This window comes from Bacillus yunxiaonensis (genome assembly GCF_037104695.1).
Lineage (GTDB): Bacteria > Bacillota > Bacilli > Bacillales > Bacillaceae_G > Bacillus_A > Bacillus_A yunxiaonensis.
In genome coordinates, this window is record NZ_JBAWSV010000012.1 from 44,351 (window position 1) to 65,414 (window position 21,064).

Annotated in this window: 17 protein-coding genes and 1 pseudogene; 3 read left to right on the forward strand and 15 right to left on the reverse strand. The window is 36.4% G+C overall.

All coding sequences use genetic code 11. The features are described 5' to 3' along the window. Positions 1-33: 33 nt before the first annotated feature. Complete coding sequence (locus WAX78_RS23250) at positions 34-897, reverse strand: YtnP family quorum-quenching lactonase (protein ID WP_336484420.1); 864 nt, start codon at positions 895-897, stop codon at positions 34-36. Positions 898-978: 81 nt separating this feature from the next. On the opposite strand from WAX78_RS23250, the gene WAX78_RS23255 reads away from it, so the two are divergent. Then, on the forward strand, positions 979-1,560 hold the full coding sequence (locus WAX78_RS23255; protein WP_336484421.1) for a nucleotidyltransferase family protein: 582 nt from the start codon (positions 979-981) through the stop codon (positions 1,558-1,560). A 59-nt stretch (positions 1,561-1,619) separates the two neighbouring features. On the opposite strand, the gene WAX78_RS23260 is transcribed toward WAX78_RS23255, so the two are convergent. Further along, positions 1,620-2,333 carry an SDR family oxidoreductase gene (locus tag WAX78_RS23260; RefSeq protein WP_336484422.1) on the reverse strand — a complete coding sequence of 238 codons (714 nt, stop codon included), beginning with the start codon at positions 2,331-2,333 and terminating at the stop codon, positions 1,620-1,622. A gap of 204 nt (positions 2,334-2,537) precedes the next feature. Beyond that, the gene (locus WAX78_RS23265; RefSeq protein ID WP_336484423.1) at positions 2,538-2,876 is read right to left on the reverse strand and encodes a winged helix-turn-helix transcriptional regulator; all 339 of its coding nucleotides are present in this window, start codon (positions 2,874-2,876) and stop codon (positions 2,538-2,540) included. Between the two features lie 167 nt (positions 2,877-3,043). Here WAX78_RS23265 and WAX78_RS23270 point away from each other — a divergent pair, with 167 nt between their 5' ends. Together WAX78_RS23270 and WAX78_RS23275 are read left to right on the forward strand one after the other, a co-directional pair. Continuing rightward, a complete protein-coding gene (locus WAX78_RS23270; protein WP_413789231.1) occupies positions 3,044-3,664 on the forward strand; it encodes an ester cyclase in 621 nt (206 codons plus the stop codon). 46 nt (positions 3,665-3,710) lie between these two features. Further along, positions 3,711-4,262 carry an NAD(P)H-dependent oxidoreductase gene (locus WAX78_RS23275; protein WP_336484424.1) on the forward strand — a complete coding sequence of 184 codons (552 nt, stop codon included), beginning with the start codon at positions 3,711-3,713 and terminating at the stop codon, positions 4,260-4,262. A 91-nt stretch (positions 4,263-4,353) separates the two neighbouring features. Here the strand turns inward: WAX78_RS23275 and WAX78_RS23280 are convergent, their stop codons facing one another. From WAX78_RS23280 to WAX78_RS23335, 12 genes and pseudogenes are all read right to left on the reverse strand, one after another. Continuing rightward, complete coding sequence (locus tag WAX78_RS23280) at positions 4,354-5,457, reverse strand: Ger(x)C family spore germination protein (RefSeq protein ID WP_336484425.1); 1,104 nt, start codon at positions 5,455-5,457, stop codon at positions 4,354-4,356. Next, positions 5,454-6,557 carry a GerAB/ArcD/ProY family transporter gene (locus WAX78_RS23285; protein WP_336484426.1) on the reverse strand — a complete coding sequence of 368 codons (1,104 nt, stop codon included), beginning with the start codon at positions 6,555-6,557 and terminating at the stop codon, positions 5,454-5,456. The genes WAX78_RS23280 and WAX78_RS23285 overlap by 4 nt, the downstream gene beginning before the upstream one ends. A 4-nt stretch (positions 6,558-6,561) precedes the next feature. Continuing rightward, positions 6,562-8,109, reverse strand: a complete 1,548-nt coding sequence (locus WAX78_RS23290; protein WP_336484427.1) for a spore germination protein — start codon at positions 8,107-8,109, stop codon at positions 6,562-6,564. 198 nt (positions 8,110-8,307) lie between these two features. Beyond that, positions 8,308-8,748: an ester cyclase gene (locus tag WAX78_RS23295; RefSeq protein WP_336484466.1), complete on the reverse strand. Its 441-nt coding sequence runs from the start codon at positions 8,746-8,748 to the stop codon at positions 8,308-8,310. A gap of 298 nt (positions 8,749-9,046) precedes the next feature. Next, on the reverse strand, positions 9,047-10,372 hold the full coding sequence (locus tag WAX78_RS23300) for an aspartate aminotransferase family protein (protein WP_336484428.1): 1,326 nt from the start codon (positions 10,370-10,372) through the stop codon (positions 9,047-9,049). Positions 10,373-10,530: 158 nt separating this feature from the next. Continuing rightward, a complete protein-coding gene (locus WAX78_RS23305) occupies positions 10,531-11,955 on the reverse strand; it encodes a sodium:solute symporter family protein (RefSeq protein ID WP_336484429.1) in 1,425 nt (474 codons plus the stop codon). Positions 11,956-11,975: 20 nt separating this feature from the next. Further along, positions 11,976-12,935: an agmatinase gene (speB, locus tag WAX78_RS23310; RefSeq protein ID WP_336484430.1), complete on the reverse strand. Its 960-nt coding sequence runs from the start codon at positions 12,933-12,935 to the stop codon at positions 11,976-11,978. Positions 12,936-13,169: 234 nt separating this feature from the next. Further along, positions 13,170-14,537, reverse strand: a pseudogene (locus tag WAX78_RS23315) (sigma-54 interaction domain-containing protein); the annotation flags it as partial. A gap of 283 nt (positions 14,538-14,820) precedes the next feature. Further along, a complete protein-coding gene (locus WAX78_RS23320) occupies positions 14,821-15,201 on the reverse strand; it encodes a cell wall hydrolase (protein ID WP_413789233.1) in 381 nt (126 codons plus the stop codon). 190 nt (positions 15,202-15,391) lie between these two features. Beyond that, positions 15,392-18,292, reverse strand: coding sequence for a Cna B-type domain-containing protein (locus tag WAX78_RS23325; RefSeq protein WP_336484433.1), 2,901 nt, complete (start codon positions 18,290-18,292; stop codon positions 15,392-15,394). A gap of 659 nt (positions 18,293-18,951) precedes the next feature. Continuing rightward, the gene (locus WAX78_RS23330; RefSeq protein ID WP_336484434.1) at positions 18,952-19,077 is read right to left on the reverse strand and encodes a hypothetical protein; all 126 of its coding nucleotides are present in this window, start codon (positions 19,075-19,077) and stop codon (positions 18,952-18,954) included. Positions 19,078-19,263: 186 nt separating this feature from the next. Further along, entirely contained in the window at positions 19,264-20,730 is a 1,467-nt protein-coding gene (locus WAX78_RS23335) for a catalase (RefSeq protein ID WP_336484435.1), read from the reverse strand. Between the last annotated feature and the right edge of the window lie 334 nt (positions 20,731-21,064).

The following is a 21,064-nucleotide window of genomic DNA, read 5'->3' on the forward strand; positions in this document are numbered from 1 at the left end:
TTAAGCTATCACCTAATGACTAACAATCTTTCATCACACTTCGCTCGTCACTTCTACTTCTTCGCGTTCTAATTTTTCTACCATATGCCCTTCTTCAGCCCACTTCACCGCACGGTAATATGCATCATGGTAGAACGTAAACCACGCTTTTTGCTCTGCGCCGTATTTCATCCACTTTTGTTTATTCTCAATTGATGTCATTGGATAATCATCATACGCCATGACCCACAATACATTTTGATGCGCATGAGTTGGCAGTAAGTCCGCTAAATGAAGTAATGTTTCATTTTGACTTTGTGCAACGACAACCGCATGTCCATCACTATGTCCGCCCGTATGAACCATTCGGATTTCATCTGTAACATTGATTTCCTCCGTGAAGAGATGTACTTGATGTACAATTGGCTCCCAATTTTCTTTCCAATATGTATTACGTGAACGGATATTCGGATTTCTCATTTCGTCCCATTCTGTTTGTGATACATATATTTTTGCATTCGGAAACGTAGGAACAAGCTTTTCCCCTTCCCATTTCGTTAAACCAGATGCGTGATCAAAATGAAGATGCGTCATAAGAATATACTGAATATCTTCCGCTTCCAAACCAAGTTGAGTGAGCGATTGTTCAACAGATGACTCTTCTGTCACCCCTTGATTTCGCTTCATTTTCTCATCCATTTTATTGTTGCCTATCCCTGAATCTATGAGCATATTTCCATCTTTCGTTTGCAGCAGCAATGGATCCGTTCGTAAATAAATTTGATTTTTATCATTATGGCTATATTTGCGTGACCAAAGCGCTTTCGGTACAACGCCAAACATCGCTCCACCATCTAAATGCGTATTTCCTCCCCGCAACCATGTCACTTGTATATCTCCAATTTGTAAATGTTCCATTTTTTGTATGCCCCCTTTCCCTTTCATGTTATCATATAATTCAGAAAAAATAGTCTATCAAAGTAAAAAAGGGGCATTCCTATGAAACTAACAAACGAACAAGACATCATCCAATTAGTAAAAGAAGATCCGTGGATGATGGACATATTACAGACTACTAAACAATTACATTTACCCGATTGGTGGATATGCGCTGGATTTGTCCGTTCAAAAATATGGGACACTCTGCACGGGTTCAAAGAAAGAACGCCCCTTCCAGATGTTGATGTTATTTATTTTGATGCGAAAAATATTGATGAGTTGGAAGAAAAGAAATACGAACAACAACTGCTCAATATGTATCCAAACGTACCATGGTCTGTTAAAAACGAAGCAAGAATGCACATCATTAATAACATGCCTCCTTATTCTTCATCCGTAGATGCCATATCAAAATTTCCAGAAACAGCAACAGCACTAGGCCTAAAGCTAAATGAGGTGGATGAGGTTATATTCGCTGCTCCTTGGGGAATACAAGATGTAATTAACTTAGAACTAAGACCGACTCCTTATTATGAGGAAACGAAGGAATATGCAAACATATATGAGGAACGTGTACTTGCGAAGAAGTGGCAGGAAAAATGGAGTAAAGTGAGGGTTTTTTCTCCTCTAAACTTTATATAGGAGAATGAAAGACGCTATTCTCTCAAAAAGAATAGCGTCTTTCATTCTATAAGCACAAACTAGATTAACGTATGCCCACCTTCAACATGAAGAACCGTTCCCGTAACAAAACCGTTTTGCATCGCATATAGTACAGCTTGTGCTACATCTTCAGCTTGACCTACTCGCCCTGCAGGAAGTTTGTTTCCTAAGTCAGTGTAGAATTTGTTACGCGCTTCTTCTGCCATTTTGCTGCGTGACGGTGTATCAATAATTCCAGGAGAGACAACATTTACGCGAATTGGGGCTAGTTCTAGCGCTAACGTTTGACCAAGGTTAGAAACAGCTGCATTGACTGCACCAAGCGTTGCAGACCCAACCATAGATTTATAAGCCACAACTCCGGAAAATAAAGTGATAGAGCCATTAACTGCAATCTTTGGTGCACCATATTTCGCGGAATAAAATTGTCCCCAAAATTTATTTTCAAACAACTGGTGTGCTGCGGCTGTATCTGTGTCAATAAAAGAGCCCCCTGATGTTTCTGCCGCTGTAACAACTAAATGATCAATTGTACCTACTTGCTCAAAAAAGGACTGAACTTGTTGTTCTTGCGTTGTATCAAGCGCATAGATTGTTACGTTTCCTCCTAACTGATCCTTTGCTCTCTGTAACTTTTCCTCAGAACGACTAGCAATGATAACCTCAGCGTCTTGTAGGAGTGCAAGTCTCGCGGTTTCTAAACCAATACCAGAACTTCCGCCAATAATTACAATTTTTTTATTGCTTAACATGTTCATTCCCCCCAGTTTTTCGTGTTTTGTTTTGCTGAGATTATTGTATTTTTAAAACTTTCTTTTTGGAAGTAGTGATATTTAATTCACATAGTTACATTTTGGAAAGTTTCTTTTTTGACAAGAAGTGTGCGCATAAAAAAAGTGTCTATCATAATAAAAAAAAAAGACCATGGAGGCCTTTTTATTTGCTTTTACATCATTTTATAAAGTTAATCCAAATCTCTTTAATTCAATGAAAATATGTTCTAAACGTTTTCCTTTGTCTGTTAATGTGTATTCTACACGCGGAGGAACTTCTGGATATACCGTTCTTTCTACGATCCCTTGCACTTCAAGTTCTTTTAGACGAAGCGAGAGGGTCTTCGGACTAATTCCATCCATCGATTTTTGCAAATCACTAAATCGCATCGTTCCTTCAATAAGAAGATCTCGAATAATTAAAAAAGTCCATTTTGTCCCGATTACATCTAGTGTTTTCGCAATGGGACAAATTTGTCCTGGTGTTCCTTTTGTTAATTGAATTGACTCCATGTTCTCCATTGAAACACGCTCCTAATAATTTTTTAACTGATTTCCTTTATGCTATCACAATTCTATCCTTACGGTAACTATATGAAATAAATATCACTACTTCCCAAAAGAAACTAACTATATATACAATATCATTAGCGACCAGACGCTATTTCTAAACTAAGGAGGCGATAAAAATGAATCCAGAACACCGAAAAAGTAAACGGCCACTGGCACTGATTTCTCTCTTAATAAGTATCTTCGGGATCACGATTCTGATGACTGCGTGTATTGCGCAAACATCAGAATACAAGACTGCTGCACCAGTAAAGAAAGAGATTCAACTGTTGAAGGATTTTCCTCAACCTAAATCAATGACCATAGATCCTTCATTAGATCAAAAGAAAGCTACAGAGATGGTTCATGCTGCACAGCGCTTTTACGCATTTTGGAACAACGGTAATGAAGCCCTTATCCCGCAAACTGTTATAACAAATTTCGTTGATAACACGTTACCAAAAGGACGCCCTCAAGGGCCAAAAGGCTTAGCATTTGCATCAAACAATTTTCGTAAAGCTGTGCCGGACTTACAATGTAACATCGAGGACTTATTAGTAACTGGGGACAAAGTAACAGCTCGACTATCATTCACTGGAACACATAAAGGGGATTTTGGAGAGAAAAAACCAACTGGTAAAGCTGTTAACTTCTTTGCGATCGATATTTTGCGAATTAAAGATGGAAAGATCATTGAAGATTGGCACTTAGAAGATAATCTAACTCTTATGCAACAACTCGGCGTCATACCTGAAAATTAATCTCTAGAACTCATAACACATTTATAAAATAAAGGGGATAAATAAAATGAAAAATATACTAATTATCAATGGTCATCAAATATACAGATCAGCGGAGGGAAAACTAAATAAAACTTTGACGGACAACATGGTGAATGTTTTGAGTACAAAGAATAATGTGCAAACGACAGTCATTCAAAACGAATATGATATCGAAGAAGAACAAAACAAGTTTTTATGGGCTGATATTGTAATCTACCAAACGCCTATTTATTGGTTCAATGTGCCAGGGTTACTGAAAACATATATGGATGAAGTATATGCTTACGGATTATTTTTCAAAGGATCTGAGCAATACGGAAGAGGCGGTTTATTAACTGACAAACATTATATGTTTTCGACTACGTGGAATGCTCCCGAAAAAGCATTTAACGATCCAGCACAGTTTTTTGGAGGAAAAAGCTTAGAAGACGCACTGAGCCATTTACACCGAACACAGGAATTTATCGGAATGAAACCGTTAAAGAGCTTCGCTTGCTATGATGTAATAAAAAATCCGGATATTGATAAATTTGTATCTGAACTGAATACACACCTAGAAGAAGTATTACCGCTGTAATTCACTTTCACATTAGATAAGCCCCCTTCAGAAGATCTGAGGGGGGCAAATTGTAATCCAGTTTTCATACGTATCCTACGTTGAATTCTTATTACTTAATCGTTCCCATCCCAGCGAGTTTTACATTTACCTTAACATTTACATCTCCCTTTGCAAATGCCTTCCCCCATTGATTTTGGACTTTTTCCCACTCTGGATATGTGTAAGCTCTCGCATATTTACCAAATCCAAAAGGATCGATTTCGGCATCTTGTATTTTCTTTATTAAGTGCTTGAAATCAGCTTCTAGCTTAGTTTCAATAGCTTTTTGCAGCTTCTCTGCGTCCTTTCTTGTATTAAATGAAAAAAGCCGTTCTGTAATGATAACTCTCATCTTTATATCTGTATTAAATATAAAACGACCGTCATACTTTGCCTTTGTCTTTACCTTGATGTTTTGAGCAGAGAAGCTTATCCACTCTTTATTACGATCACCCGGTTTCGGCTTGATTGCAAGTGTAAATGGAAATTCACCTTTATTTTCGTTCTGTAAAATACGTAACAGCATGCTTTCATCCGGTGTTAACGTTAATTTATATCTTCCTTTTGCATCCAACAAGGCTGTTCCTGTCAACCATACTCTCTTCTTTTTTTTCATCTCGGTAATACTTGCTGTCATCCCTTTTTCTTTCGATTGTTCACGCAATTCTTGAAGAGTTGTTCTTACCGTGACATTTCTTATAGAAGCGGTATCAACTAATTTTGCTAAATATAAGGGAAGGCGAGGTTTATCTTTTGGATTATAAAACATTACATCCGAAACAGGTCCATCTACAGCAACAACCCGCGCAGTAACTGTATTTTTTGGATCTCGATAAAATGGGTCAAGGTATTCTTGCCAGTTTTTTCGTTTCAGCAACCGTTTTCCAACTAACATAACCTGGGTTTTACTTCCCGATGTTAGCGCCATAACCGTAGCATCAAATTTCTCTCTAGATTTTCGAACTGTAACAGATTTCACGCCAGTAGTTTCTTCTTTCTGCTTTGCTTCTTTATTAAAAACAGGACTTGACATGGACACCAATAAATTATCATTATCATCTAGATCAATACCAAGTATAAGGGTAAGGGAAACATCTTCAACACTTGTTTGATCAAAGCATCCAGTCATCATGAACGTTAATAACAGAACACAACATAGTACCTTCCTTCTCAACGTATTCCCCCCTGATGATACTTCTCATATACCCAGCTGTATATCCATAAAATAACAGGTGCCATATACGTCAATGCTAATCCGGCATTTGATATTGCCTGTTGCCAAGCCTCTGATTCATTCCAAGTAGGATGCTTCCAAAATATGAAGCCAATAATGAACAATAATAGAACAATAACATCAGAGTTATGGTCTTGTTTTCCACGTAATTGACTAGAACAAAATACAGCGCAGTATATGCAAGGAATCCACGCTTTGGAAACGACCATTAAGTAAATCGCCAATAAAACCATGTCAAAACGTTCTAAAAAACGAAATTCAATTACTTTAAGCAAGTTCAGTACTGGTTGGTTAAATTCTGTAATGCTATCAGGGCTAAAATAGGCAAAGCAAATAAGAGTGGTAAAGAGATAAAATAACGTCGACAAGATATTTGCAATCACAATTCCATGGACTGCGTATTGCTTTTTTTGTAGAAAAGGATACAAAAAGAATGCAATATCAAATCCTAAAAAGGTAAAAACAGTAGTCGGCACAGCCTTTAAGACGGATCCCCACCCGTCTTTCAGTAACGGAAAGAAATGGAGCCAAGTACTACTTTCTCTTAGCGGTATCAAAAAAAACAGTGCAATCCAAAATGTCATATAAAAAACGAGTTCGTTGTATCTTCCTATAATATGAATGCCGTTGCGTGCAACAAAAAAAGTAGGAATTGCGAACAAAAATATAATGATATAGTCAGGCGTTTTCGGCAGAAGCCAGCCTTTCAGATAAAGCATAGCGTTTACAAGAACGATACCGGAATAAAAAATAAAGTATATCGTGTAAATAACGACTATCCCTTTCCCAACTATCTTTCCAAATAACCGTATAAGAATGTCGTAAAGCGTGTCATCGGGGTATCTTTGAGATGTTTTCACTATAAAAATGCCAGCTATTGTAGATAATAATCCTCCAATAAGTATAGCTATCCATCCATCTGTTCCAGCTTTCTCCGCAAGTACTCGGGGGAGAGATAAAACCCCTGTTCCCACCTGCATTCCATTGATTAAAAAAATATATTGCGTAAGAGTGATTTCATTGTAAGCATACTTTTTCATAGCTTCACCTTTTATTCTGATTTTTCCCTTGGCGAATAGATTGAATCGCTCTAGCACCTTTAGGACGACTTCTTATTGTCCATAAAGGAAAACGTATAAAAGCATCCTTCATATCCGTAAAGCGAAAAGGTGCCAACGGAGTACCATAAGGAGTACCTAACGATTCAAGGCTTATTAAATGTGCAACTAATGTCATCCATCCGATAACGATTCCTACAATTCCAAACATGGCAGCTAATAGCATCATAGGAAATCGCAGCATTCTGATTGCTGAACCCATATCATAATTTGGAATAATAAAAGAAGCGATAGCTGTAACAGCAACGACAATAATCATAATATTGCTTACAACTCCCGCCTGAACAGCGGCCTGTCCAATGATAATTCCGCCTACAATTCCAACTGTTTGACCGATAGGAGTAGGTAACCGCAAAGCCGCTTCCCTCATCATTTCCAAGGTCATTTCCATAAGCAGTGCTTCCATAATGGGTGAAAATGGAACCGTCGCCCTGAATTCCGCAATAGATAAAAAAAGTGGCACAGGAATGACTTCAAAATTAAAAGAAATAAAGGCAACATAACTTGCTGGGAAAAATAGAACAACTAGAAAAGCCATGAAACGAAGCAAACGGATAAGCGAAGCGACTAACCAACGTGTGCCGTAATCATCGACACCATGAAAAAAAGATATAAAATTTACCGGAGCAATCACTACATTGGGAGAACGGTCCACAACAGTTACAAATCTTCCTTGGAGGATATGAGATACCGCGAAATCAAGTCTTTCAGTCAGCATAAATTGCGGAAATGGTGAATAAGGATTATCTTCAATGAATTCAATAAGTTCTCCGGCACCACCGACAACATCCACTGTAATATCTTGCATTCTTGTTTCCAGTTCTTTCAGTACGTCTTCAGAAGCTACATCTTTTAAATATAAAATGGAAACCTTTGTTTTTCCTCGAATACCGATTATCATTTCTTTTAACATTAATTCTTCATGAGGAATACATCTCCGAATCAATGCAATATTTTGCCTTCCATCTTCTACAAACGCTTGATGCGCACCTTTTAAAGATATTTCATTCCTAGGATCTTCAATATTTCTTTGCGGCCATCCTTTCGTATCTAATTGATGCGCTGTAGTCTGACCGTGAATAAATAAAATGCTATCTCCTTGCAAAATAGCATTTTCGATTTGTCTCCATGTATCAACGATTTCAACCTGGGCTAATGTAATAGGCAGTTCCGTATTCGGATCACCGGCGCTATGCATCAAAGGACTTAAAACATGATTTTGAATCGATTGCTTGTCTGTTAATCCGGACAAGTATACCAAGGCTGCTTCCAATCCGTCTGCGGTCATTTGAAACCGGCGAATCACCAAATCAGGAGATTGATGAAAGAACTGCTGAAGCTGAACAATATTCTTAGATAAATCAGTTTCGAGGAAGGAATCCTGTATGCTTTTTTCCTGAAAATCAGTATTGTCGCGTATTGGAAAAGAATTTAAATTGCGTCTACCTTTTAACCGGTTCAGAAAATTAACCATGAATTCCAGCCCTTTCTACATACGTTCCATATTATTTTTTAGTATGCATTCTCCAAGGAAAAATATTCTAATAACAATTCTGACTCATTGTTTACGAACTAACAGTCCTTTTAATCAAGTTTCCAAAACAAAAAGCATTTCTTTCTGTATGAATAGAAAGAAATGCTTTTTTGTTTTAGGGATATAAAATAAATATTTTTAACTATTTTCGATTTTTTTCTTTTTATTGCGTTCTAATTGAGCTGTAATACCAGTGCGGTCAATTTGAATCCAATACTCAACAATTTTCCCGTCTTCTACACGATACACAGCGCTCGCTAATTCAATGATAGGAAGACCAGTTGGTTGAAATCCATCAACCTCACCAATATGAGTACCTATTTGCTTCCAACGAACATATACACGATCTTGCTGAGATACTAACAACTCTTGAATTTCTAAAGTAAATGTACCATAAGCATTCAACATCTCTTGTACATGATCCGCATAATCCATAGGAGATCTTTCAACTGTAACTTCATCTTCAGCTTGAACTTGATGAGCCAACACCTTTTCTGCCATGAACTCTGTGACTAAATGTAGATTACGTCCTGAACGTATTTCTTCAAAGAATCTTCTAACTACAATCTCAGGCATCATATAACAGTCGCTTCCTTTCAATATCATTTTCTATGAATATAACAAAAAGCACCTCATTTTGGAAATGAAGTGTTTTTGTATGTTGAATATCATCGAGCGGTCTTTATCCCGCATTAACGGGCAGAAAAGGCTGGAGAAGAGCGAGGAAGAAAACTGCTCGTAAAAGCCCAATCGGTTCAACTAATCATCAGTAGCTTTTTTCTCCCCTACTGATAGAAGTTTCATTTTATTGCATATTCAGCTATTTTTTCTAATTCATAGTATTCTCGTTTTTCAACACCCTCTATTTCATCCACATTTAACTTTTCACGAAAACCTCTAATTCTTCCTCATATTCTGTAAGTGCAGCATCTAAAACAGCTAGTCCATAATCTATTTGCTCTTTGTTTATAGAAAGCGGTGGAATCATTCGAATGACTTCACTTGAATTTCCACAAAAGTAAAAGAGAACACCTTTTTTCAATGCAATGTCTAGTATTTTAAATAACCCTTCACCATTTGGATTACCTGTTTCCGGATGGATGATTTCAATTCCAATCATTAATCCAACCGCTCGAATACTGCCTATAATGGAATGTTTTGGTTTTAAGTCATGTAACTTCTGAACAGCGTAAGCACCCATTTTTTTTGCATTCTCAACTAGTCGTTCTTCTTTCATCACTTCAATTGTTGCTAGTGCAGCCGCACATGCAATGGGATTTCCTCCGAAAGTTGTACCATGCGTTCCTAAAGGCCACTGCTGCATCAATTCTTTCGAGGCAACTGTTGCACTAAGCGGTATACCTGATGCAATTCCTTTTGCTATTGCCATAATATCTGGTGTTACTCCAAATGTTTGCGCTGCGAACCATTCACCAGTACGGCCAAATCCTGTTTGTACTTCATCAAAAATTAATAAAATTCCGTACTGATCGCAAATCTCTCGAATCTTTTTCAACCATCCTGCTGGCGGAACAATATATCCTCCTTCGCCTAACACCGGCTCTACAATTACACATGCAACTTCTTCCGGTGTAACTTGATGGTTAAACAAAGTTTCAAAATCTCTTTCTAATTTTTGAACACAATATTGTTCTACATCAATCCCTGGCGGACACTCTTTTATATTCGCATATGGAATTTGATATGTTAGCCCATTTGGCTGCATAAACTTACGATATTTACTTTTCGAAGTTGTTACACTTAATGAACCCATTGATCTTCCATGAAAACATCCTAAAAAAGAAATAATATACGGTCTTTTTGTTACATATTTAGCTAACTTAATTGCTCCTTCAATTGCTTCTGTCCCACTATTTGCAAAGAAGAAACAATCTAAGTTAGATGGCAATACGTTCCCAAGTTCTTCCGCAAGACGCAAAATTGACTCATACATAATCACTCCAGATGGACCGTGAGTCAGACAATCCGCACTATCCTTAATTGCTTGTACAACTTTCGGATGACGGTGTCCAACATTGGTCGTTGCAATACCAGATGTGAAATCAAGATATTTTTTCCCATCTAATCCAAAGTAGTAACATCCTTCTTCTTTTACAACTGGTAAATTCGGATGATCCTTCGCCATACTAGGGGCTAGTAATTGTGGCATTCTTTCAATTAAATGATTCCAGCTTGTAGTCATTTGAAGTCCTCCCTTTAACTGTAGATGCATTTCCCATTTTATATAAGGTGATATTTCTATCAGTGTTTTTTTATCCCCCACCTAGCTTTTCTCTTGAATTTTGAGATGGGGGGGCTTATCCCCCGCGAATAGCGGAATAAAATCATCGAATTATTTGTTTACACATCCATATCTGCATTTGTATGCTGTTCTTTCCACTCTTCATATTTTTCAAATTCTGGTGATGTGAAATACGAAATTAGGATGATTGATACGATGCTGCATGCCATTCCGTATAAAATTGGTTCTGTAGCAGAAAGACCTTGTACAATTAAGCCACCAACTGTTACGATTGCACTTAAAATAATAGAGTAAAACGCTGCTTTATCTGTTACACGCTTCCAAAACAAACCTAGAATAATCGGAAAGAATACTGATCCAGATAAAATGGCATATGCAACATCTAGCGCTACAATCACATCTTGAATCCAAACAGCACTAACGATTACAAATATTCCGACTATTAAAGTTACAATTCTGGACATCTTAATTACTTCTTTCTCACTCATATTCTTAGATGAAGTACCTTTTATTATGTCATTTACAATTAAAGTGGAAGATGCTAATAATGTCGCAGAAGCTGTTGACATAAGAGCTGAAACAACACTCGCAATGACAATTCCTAATAAACCAGCTGGTAAAATCGTAACTGCCATTGTTACAAATGCACTTTGTGGATCATTTAAATTTGGGAAAACAACAGCCGCACACATCCCAATGATAGCGATTGCAATTGCGTATAATAAGCAATACACTCCAGCACCAATTGTACCTTTTTGGGCAATCCCCACTGTTTTCGCAGTAAAGATACGTTGCCATATGTCTTGTCCGATTAGTACACCTAAACAATATAAAAGGAAGTAAGCAAAAATTTTATCCCCGCCAATACTGGCAATTTCAAAATGATTATGTGGTAATTTCGCCTGAAGTGCAGCCCAGCCGCCAGCTTTCTGTAAACTAAGAGGCAACATAATTACAAAAACTCCAATTGTCATTACAATAAATTGAAATATATCAGTCATTGTTACAGACCACATTCCACCGAGTAATGTGTATAGAACAACAATACTACCGCCTAATAGCATACAAAGTTTAATATCCCAGCCCAGTAATACATTTAATATCGTCCCCATACCAATCACTTGTGTTACAGTAATCATCGTTACATATATAAAAGTAATTAATGACGTGATTACTCTTGTTTGTGAATTAAAACGTAAACCTAATAGTTCACTAATTGTAATGATTTTAAATTTCGATACTTTTTTCACTAAAAATATTCCTAATAGTATAATTCCAATTCCAATCATGAAAACGAGCCATATGCCAGAAATACCAAATTCATATCCTAATCTTGCGGTTCCAATTGTGGATGCTCCGCCAAGAATAACTGCTGATAAACAAGCAAGATACATCATTAAACCTAAATTACGGCCTGCAACCATAAAATCTTCTGATGTTTTCGCTTTTCGTGCTCCTACAAAACCAACGCCCACAATAATCACAAAGTAACCAACCATAAGTAATATATCTACTGTATGCATAATGTCCTCCTCTTTAATGATTATGAATTTAGTTTTACTAAACTACGACGCTTTTGCAGAGCTACAAGAGTAATCATTTCATATGCAATGCTTGATGCCGCAATTGCTGTGATTTCCCCGCTATCGTATGCAGGTAACACTTCTACTAAATCATAGCCAACTATTTGTAATCCATTTAAACCTTGTACGAGTTCAACGGCTTCAATTGTTGTAGGTCCGCCAATTTCAGGTGTTCCTGTTCCCGGTGCGTATGCAGGATCAATAAAATCAATATCGAATGAAACAAATGTTACTGCATTCTTAACTCGTTCATGAATTCTTCGCAACACTTCTGCATATCCAATTTTTCGTACTTCTCTCATTGGAATAACTTCGAAACCTAATTCTCTTGCATCCTCTATATCGTTCGGTCCATATAAAGGACCACGCATTCCGATTTGAATTGAATGATCGACATCAATGAGTCCTTCTTCAACTGCACGGCGAAATGGCGTTCCATGCATATATTTTTCTCCATAATAATGATCCCATGTATCACTATGAGAATCAAAATGAACAAGAGCCACAGGTCCAAATTGTTTTGCAAATGCTCTTAAATTTCCTAATGAAATCGAATGATCCCCGCCTAATATAATAGGTACAATCCCTTTTTCTAATAAAGGTGTTAAACCTTCTACGATGTTGTCGTATGTACGATGAATATTACCAGGCACAACATCTAAATCTCCATAGTCTACACCTGAACAATAATCAAAAATATTAATCTCTTGATCTGGATTATATGGACGTAATAAACTTGAAAAGTTTCGAATATGATTTGGCCCTAACCGTGCTCCTACACGATAAGACTGTGCAGTATCAAAAGGTACTCCTAATACTGCAAAATCTACATTCTCAGTAGTGTTTTTTTGTTCGAGTCTCATAAACGTTTTCACTCCACAAAAGCGCGGTGACATAGCAGAATCCTTAGGTTTATACATCTTCTCACTCCTACAAATTATTTTCTATCTCTTTTGTTTTGCTAAGTATTGAAGTAAATCATATTGATTTGAGAATAGAACAATTACATTTTCTCTTCCCTTGTACTATTTATTAATGCAAATTACGTGCCAAGTTATAAAGTGAAGCTTCCTTCAGTAGGGGGCTTGATCTTCGATAAAAAAGAAAAAGATGGAGCAAAAATAACTCATCCACCTTGTCGCAATTCATCATTTTATTTTATATTTCTTTAGTTTTCTTACTACGGAAGGCTGACTAATTGCTAGCATCTCTGCTATTTTCACAGTAGTCTTATATTTTTTCTTAGCATCTATTAACACCTGTTTTTCTACCATTTCTAGTGTTTCTACAAGAGTTTGAGACGGTTTTGTAACGAAGTCATTATTCGCCTTAGATATGTAGTAATCTGGTATATTTTCAATGGTAATTAACTTTGAACGCGACGTAATAACAAGCCTTTCCATTATATTCATTAATTCTCTTACATTGCCTTCCCACTTTTGTCGTAATAAAATTTGTATGACAGCCTGATCCAATTCCCGCTCTCTCTTATATTGACTACAAAATTTATTCAAAAATAAATACATCAAATTCATAATATCTTTAGGACGTTCACGTAATGGCGGAATCCAAATCGGTACAACATATAGACGAAAATATAAATCTTGTCTAAATTTTTTATTTGCAACAAGCTGTTCTAAATTACGATTTGTCGCAACAATAAGACGGAAATCTGCCTTTTTAGGTTTCGTACCACCTACACGATAAAACTTTCTTTCTTCAATTAACTTAAGAAGTTTCACTTGCTGTTCAAGTGAAAGCTCTCCAACTTCATCGAGAAACAATGTTCCTCCATGAGCTAGTTCTGCAAATCCAAGTTTTCCATTTTTCTTTGCTCCTGTAAAAGAGCCCGCTTCATATCCAAAGAATTCAGCTTCAAATAGTGATTCAGGTATAGCAGCACAATTCACTTCAATAAAAGGGCCATATTTTCTTGGGCTTTTTTCATGAATATAACGGGCAATAGCTGTTTTTCCGACTCCTGATTCACCAAGTAGCACTGTATTTACATCCACTTCAGAAACTTGGTGTACTGTTTCCATTGCTTTATACATAGCAGGATCATCCGCAACTAATCCTACCAATGTAATTTTTTCCCGCAATGCAAATTGTGCTTCCTCTTTCACACGCTCTAATTCATCTTGCATATGATCTAAATACTTCTGAATTTCAATTAAGTCTGAAACGTCATAAGAATAACTTACTACTCGATATACTTCACCTTCCTCATCAAATAAAGGTATACCCGTTACTAGCAATTTATTTCCCGTCTTTGTAAGTTGAACAACTGTAATTTTCTCTTTTTTTTGTATAATTAACGGCGTTACAACTGGCGTAATAATACCCGTTCGTTCCAATTCATAAATAGATGCACCGATTAAATTTTCATACTCAATTCCGTATCGATCAGCTGTAAATTGTGTCGCCTTTAAAATTATTCCACTTACATCGGTTACAATCAAATCATCCATTAAAGACTCTAATATTGTCTCTGTTTCAGAAATATATTCTGTATATAACAAAATCTCACCGCCTTATTTAAAGAAAATTCTGCCTATTTATTAAAGAATAGTGTATTCGATATTGTATAGTGATGTAAAGAATAAAGCTCTTGTTATTGTCTACTATTACTTAATCATACAAAAAAACCCTCCTTTCTACACAGGAGGGATACTGTCACATCATTTATCGTTTCGATTTCTCTTATCTATTTTATCCCGCTACTTTTGGGCAGTATGCGCCCGATTAGTTCAACTAACCATCAGTGAAGGATGAGGAAAAAACCCTACTAATGGAAGTTTCCCTTTATTTTCCACTATATACCTTCGGACATTCATCTCCAGTCGGTTCGTAAAAACAATGATTCTTATATTGTCCTGCATGAGGTTGATCCCACCACGTAGGAGGACAACTGCCAACTGGACGAAAGAACCAAAGAGAATATACACCTGGCCATATACGAGCATAATTCAAACATTTTCTTGCCATTGCCTTGTCGCTCTCTCTTGCCCGTTGATAAAAATACCCTTTCGTCACTGCTTCAAATCCGCCTGGCTGCTGATACACCATTTGTTGAATATTTGTAATCTGTTTAAAATCCAAACAATCGCACATTACACGATTCACACCAACTGTTCCTACCGCCATCATACCTTGTTGCCCTTCGCCTTCTGCTTCTGCTCGCATAAGACGAGCAAGTAAATCGACATCACTTTCTGTATAGGCAATTCTCGTCACTGTTATCCCTCCGTTCTCCCTATAACTATATGCAGCAAGAGGCATTTGTTTAAAAAAGACATGTTCTAAATAACAAATAACCCGAATAGTGACTTTTTAATTTGTCTACTACTCGGGTTACCGTTAATAAATAATCTAATTATTTAACTCTTTGACGAAAGAGTAGGATTCCACCTAAAATGAACAATACCATACCTCCAGCAATTGAAATTATCTCCGCTGGTGTTCCTCCTGTTTTAGGAAGTAATCCTGGTGTCTTATTATCTTCCTTATTAGATCGAACTTCTGAATCGTTCTTAGTATTTGTGTTTGTATCTGTGCTTGTATTTGTGTTTGTATCTGTGCTTGTATTTGTGTTTGTGCTTGTATCTGTGTTTGTGTTTGTGTTTGTATCTGTGTTTGTATTTGTGTTTGTATCTTCTTTAGGAACTTCAACTGTCCATTCCTTAATCTTTGTATTCGTAATGTCATAACCATTTACTTCGGATTGATATCCATCTACTGGTTGTTCTTTTACTTCATACTTGTATACTTTGCCGTCTGCATCATATGCTGCCAAATCTTTAAACGCATATTTCCAATCGTTTGCTTCTGTTACTTCTTGTGTTTTAATTACTTTACCATTTTGCAGTAAGTCTACTTTAATCACGCTCGGACGATCTTTCGCATTGTCGTCTTTCCATGTTTTTGTTCCTTCTACTTTTGTTTGACCTACTTTTGTATTCGTAATGTCATAACCATTTACTTCTGTTTTGTATCCATCTATCAGTTGCTCTTTTACTTCATACTTATACGCTTTGCCGTCTGCATCATATGCTGCTAAATCTTTAAACGCATATTTCCAATCGTTTGCTTCTGTTACTTCTTGTGTTTTAATTACTTTACCATTTTGCAGTAAGTCTACTTTAATCACGCTCGGACGATCTTTCGCATTATCGTCTTTCCATGTTTTTGTTCCTTCTACTGTTACTTTTCCTACTTTTGTATTCGTAATGTCATAACCATGTACGTCGGATTGATATCCTGCTACTGGTTGTTCCTTCACTTCATACTTGTATGCTTTTCCGTTTGCATCGTATGCTGCTAAGTTTGCAAACGTATATTTCCAGCCGTTTGCTGCTGTTACATACTGTGTAAGTAAGACCGTGCCATTTTGTAGTAAGTCTACTTTGATTGTACTTGGGCGATCTATTGCATTGTTATCCTTCCAAGTCTTTGTTCCTTCTACTGTTACTTTTCCTACTTTTGTATTCGTGATGTCATAACCTTTTACTTCTGATTGATATCCTGGTACTGGCTGTTCTTTTACTTCATACTTGTATACTTTGCCGTCTGTATCGTATGCCGCTAAGTCTTTGAATGTATATTTCCAACCGCTTGCTTCTGTTACTTCTTGCGTTGTGATCACTTGGCCATTTTGGAGTAAGTCTACTTTAATTGTTTTCGGACGATCTGTCGCATTATCGTCTTTCCATGTTTTTGTTCCTTCTACTGTTGTTGTTTGGACCACTTTTGTATTTACAATGTCATAACCTTTTACTTCTGATTGATATCCATCTACTGGTTGTTCTTTCACTTCATACTTGTACGCTTTTCCGTTTGCATCGTACGCGGCTAAGTCTTTGAATTCATACTTCCAACCGCTTGCTTCACTTACTTCTTGTGTATTGATGACCTGACCATTTTGTAGTAAGTCTACTTTAATTGTTTTCGGGCGATCTGTCGCATTATCGCCTTTCCATGTTTTTGTTCCTGTAATGGATGTAGATTTCACTTTATTCGAAATCGGCAGTTTAACTCCGTTTACAGTATTTGATTTAACTTCAAAACTTACTTTTGTCTGAGGATCGAAATCAATATAGTCTGGAGCTGAAACCTCTTGCACATAATATTTTCCTGGTTGTAAATTAGGAATTTCGATTATACCTTTTTCATCCGTTACATATACATCTCCAACTTGTTCACCTGACTCTTTATACAACTTAAACGAGACATTCGGTATTACCTTTTCTTCATCGCCCTCAAGATGTTTAACAATCCTTAACGTTCCTTTAGGAGGTAAATCACCTTGAGCACCACCGCCGGATGTTATATTTTTGACTGTGGCACTACCCGACTCAGAAACCGGTTGTTTGTACAGAATTTGATAATCAATCTTATAATCATTCTTAAAAGATTCTTGGCTCTTTCCACTTTCCGTTATAGTAGTTGTATAAAAAACGGTAAAAGACCTAGCACTTCCCATATTCCAGTTAATCACGACTTTAAATGAATGACCGTCGTCATTAAACTGAACATCTCCATAACGTTGATCTTTAAATTGTTGAATTGATAACGTCTCTCTGTCATTAACTGTTATCCGAAAACTATCTTTATTAAGTGTTTGACCTTCCTGCAAACTATCAGACACAACAATATCTCTACTTAAATATTCTTTGTTTAAGTTTATACTCAAGAACCAACGCACTTCATCAGTGTTGTTTGGTTGAATATCACCAACTTTGTAGAAAAACGGTTTAGAGCCTGTACCACCACCACTGGTTGGACCAGCAATCGTCACAGTTTGCTTATCTAAAGTTGTGCCTAAATTTGTTTCAACCTCTTTCTTTTGATCCGTTCCTACATTAGTAGCTTGAACTGTAAAATTAAAGTACCCTCTAATATTGTGAAGTTTCTCAACCATGTCATTAAATGTACATACGACATTACCCGCATTTACTTGACAAGTACCAAAATTCTTACCTTGTTCATCATTTAATGGAATCGTTCCCTTGAATCCTTGTAATTCCGAAGGCAGTGTTAATGTTAGTGTGTCTCCAGACTTCATCTTATTTCCAGATTTATCACTAAAAGTTACACTTATTTTAGTCTGTTCTCCGTATTTTAGATTTGTTTTATCAATCGTAAAACCATCTACAAATCCTGTTGTACTTAACTCTTGTGCATTTGCTATTATAGGCATAAAACCCTTACCTATAGTAAACATAAAAATCATTCCAATTAAAAAAATCGATGTTGCTCTTTTGAAAATTATACCCATGTCATCCTCCTATAAATTATATTTAGATGGCCCTTGGTACAAATATGCTATGACAATGATTCCGTCCTAATATATCATTCAATTATTTAATTTAAATGATTTAGGTGCCTGCTAACATAGTTTTCTCTTTCTTTCTTCTATCATTAGTCGACAACCTTAATTCTTATCGACTATTATGACGCTATGCCAAAAAACGAAAAAAATCTAAAACGTTCTAAAAAAATCATTTTGCAGGCTCGTTGTCTCTTATTTTACTAAGATAAAAATCAATCATGTTTTCTTCGGAATCCATTCGCCAAGAATCGTTAGCTCCCCTAAGATGACACCGATTAACTCAGAACCATATTGATATGCTCAATGCATGATGATAATATTAAAATTATGTATATTACGCTCTTTCATCGTTTTTAGATTAATAATATCAGTATGTTCGAGTTTGATAGTCAATGTTTAACGACTCACAACTTCTGTTGCACCAGAACCTTATGAATCCCCATATAAATCCCTCATATCGTAATTCACAATTTTAAAACTGTTTTGATAATAAAAATAGTTTTTGTAAGTTTTGTAATTAGTTTTGTAATTAAAGAAACCGTATGTTTTTCCCAAAAATAGCTATTGAAAGCATCCCCTATCATATAGCTCCTTTCTATATATACTCAAATACCACCATTTAATCTTTGTGCTAAACACATACCATACTCTCGATATGCCAGATCTTCACTTGAACTTCCAGCATGACAACTTGATTCATAATTGCTTGTAGATGGTTGTTGGTTATGCACAGTACCTCTTCTCTAAATAGAAAAAAACCCGAATAGTGACTTTTTAATTTGTCTACTACTCGGGTTACCGTTAATACATAATCTAATTATTTAATTCTTTGACGAAAGAATAGAATTCCACTTAAAACAAACAATATCAAAACTTAACTGTTTGCTGGGAGTCATAATGTTTACATTCAACTCCCACTATTTCACAGTCCCTCCCATATATGCCGAAATATCAACGTTTAATGCCTGTGCTAAACGCATACCATACTCTCGATCTGCACGGAAAAAGTTACAAATTGCAAGTAATTTTGTTTGTTCATTTACATCTTTTAAATCATTTGCTAAGTTCGCAATTAAGTTATCTTGTTCTTCTTGAGAGAATGAACGATAACGTTCACCAGCTTGTTGGAAATCGTTTGGTTTCTCAATTTTTTCACGAGATACATAACCTGTAAGCTTCATAGTGGAATCTCGATATGCCGGATCTTCACTTGGATTTTCCGCATGGCGACTTGGTTCATAATTGATTGTGGATGGTTGTTGGTTCACTTGCATGAAACCATCACGTTGCTGGTTATGCACAGCTGCATACGGACAGTTTACAGGTATTTGTAAGTAATTTGCCCCTAAGCGATAACGCTGTGTATCCGGATAAGAGAATAAACGTCCTTGTAATAATTTATCCTCAGATGGTTCAATACCAGGCACAGTTGCGCTTGGTGAAAATGCCGCTTGCTCTACTTCTGCAAAGAAATTTTGCGGGTTACGATTTAACGTCATTGTACCTACTTCCATTAATGGAAAACGGTCTTCCGGCCACATTTTTGTTGGATCTAGTGGATCAAACTCTAGAGAATCCATTTCATCTAGTTTCATGACTTGTACATGAAGATCCCATTTTGGATAATTCCCACGCTCAATCGCATCAAATAAATCACGAGTTGCATGGTTAAAATCCTTTCCTTGCACTTGTTCTACTTCTTTTACATTAAAGTTACGTACGCCTTGTTGTGGCTTCCAGTGGTATTTTACGTATACAATCTCTCCATCTGCGTTTACCCATTTAAATGAATGAACACCGAATCCTTCCATTTGGCGGTAGTTTGCAGGTGTACCGTAATCAGAAAATACCCAAGTTAACATATGAGTTGATTCTGGTGTTAGCGTCATAAAATCCCAGTAACGATCTGGTGTTTGAATATTTGTATCAGGCGCTGGTTTTAGAGAATGAACCATATCAGGGAATTTCATTGCATCACGAATGAAGAATACAGGTAAATGGTTACCAACAAGATCATAGTTTCCTTCTTCTGTATAAAACTTCACCGCAAAACCTCTTGGATCACGAGCCGTTTCTGGAGAACCTTGGCCATGAATAACAGTTGAGAAGCGAACAAATACAGGTGTTTCTGTATCTTCTTTCTGTAAAAATGCTGCTTTTGTATATTCTTTCATACTATTTTTTGTTACGAAAATTCCATGAGCACCAGCACCACGCGCATGTACAACACGCTCAGGAATACGTTCACGATCAAAATGAGCTAACTTTTCTACTAAATGATAATCTTCTAATAATACCGGCCCACGGCGACCTGCTGTGCGAGAATTTTGATTATCTCCTACAGGAGCACCTTGGTTTGTTGTTAAACGATTATTAAAATTCATTTTTGAAAGCCTCCTTTTAAATAATAACTACTTATTTAAAATTATTATAATCTAATTATTATTAAAAAGTGCCTCCATTGTCAATTATTTATTTAAAAATTTTTTCACTTTTTTAAAACGATTGCCACCAAATAATTACCCCTTAGTCATCTCGCATATCTACTCTATAGGGTTTTATACGGTATAAAAAAGAAGAAAGAGTAGCAAACATACATGACAATCTCTGGAAGACTGAATTTTCTGTCTTTTCATTTTAAAAGGGGAGGGTTTTAGCTACTCTCTCTTAATAATTATTAGTGTAGCACTAAAAATACAGTACAGCAACAAAAAATCG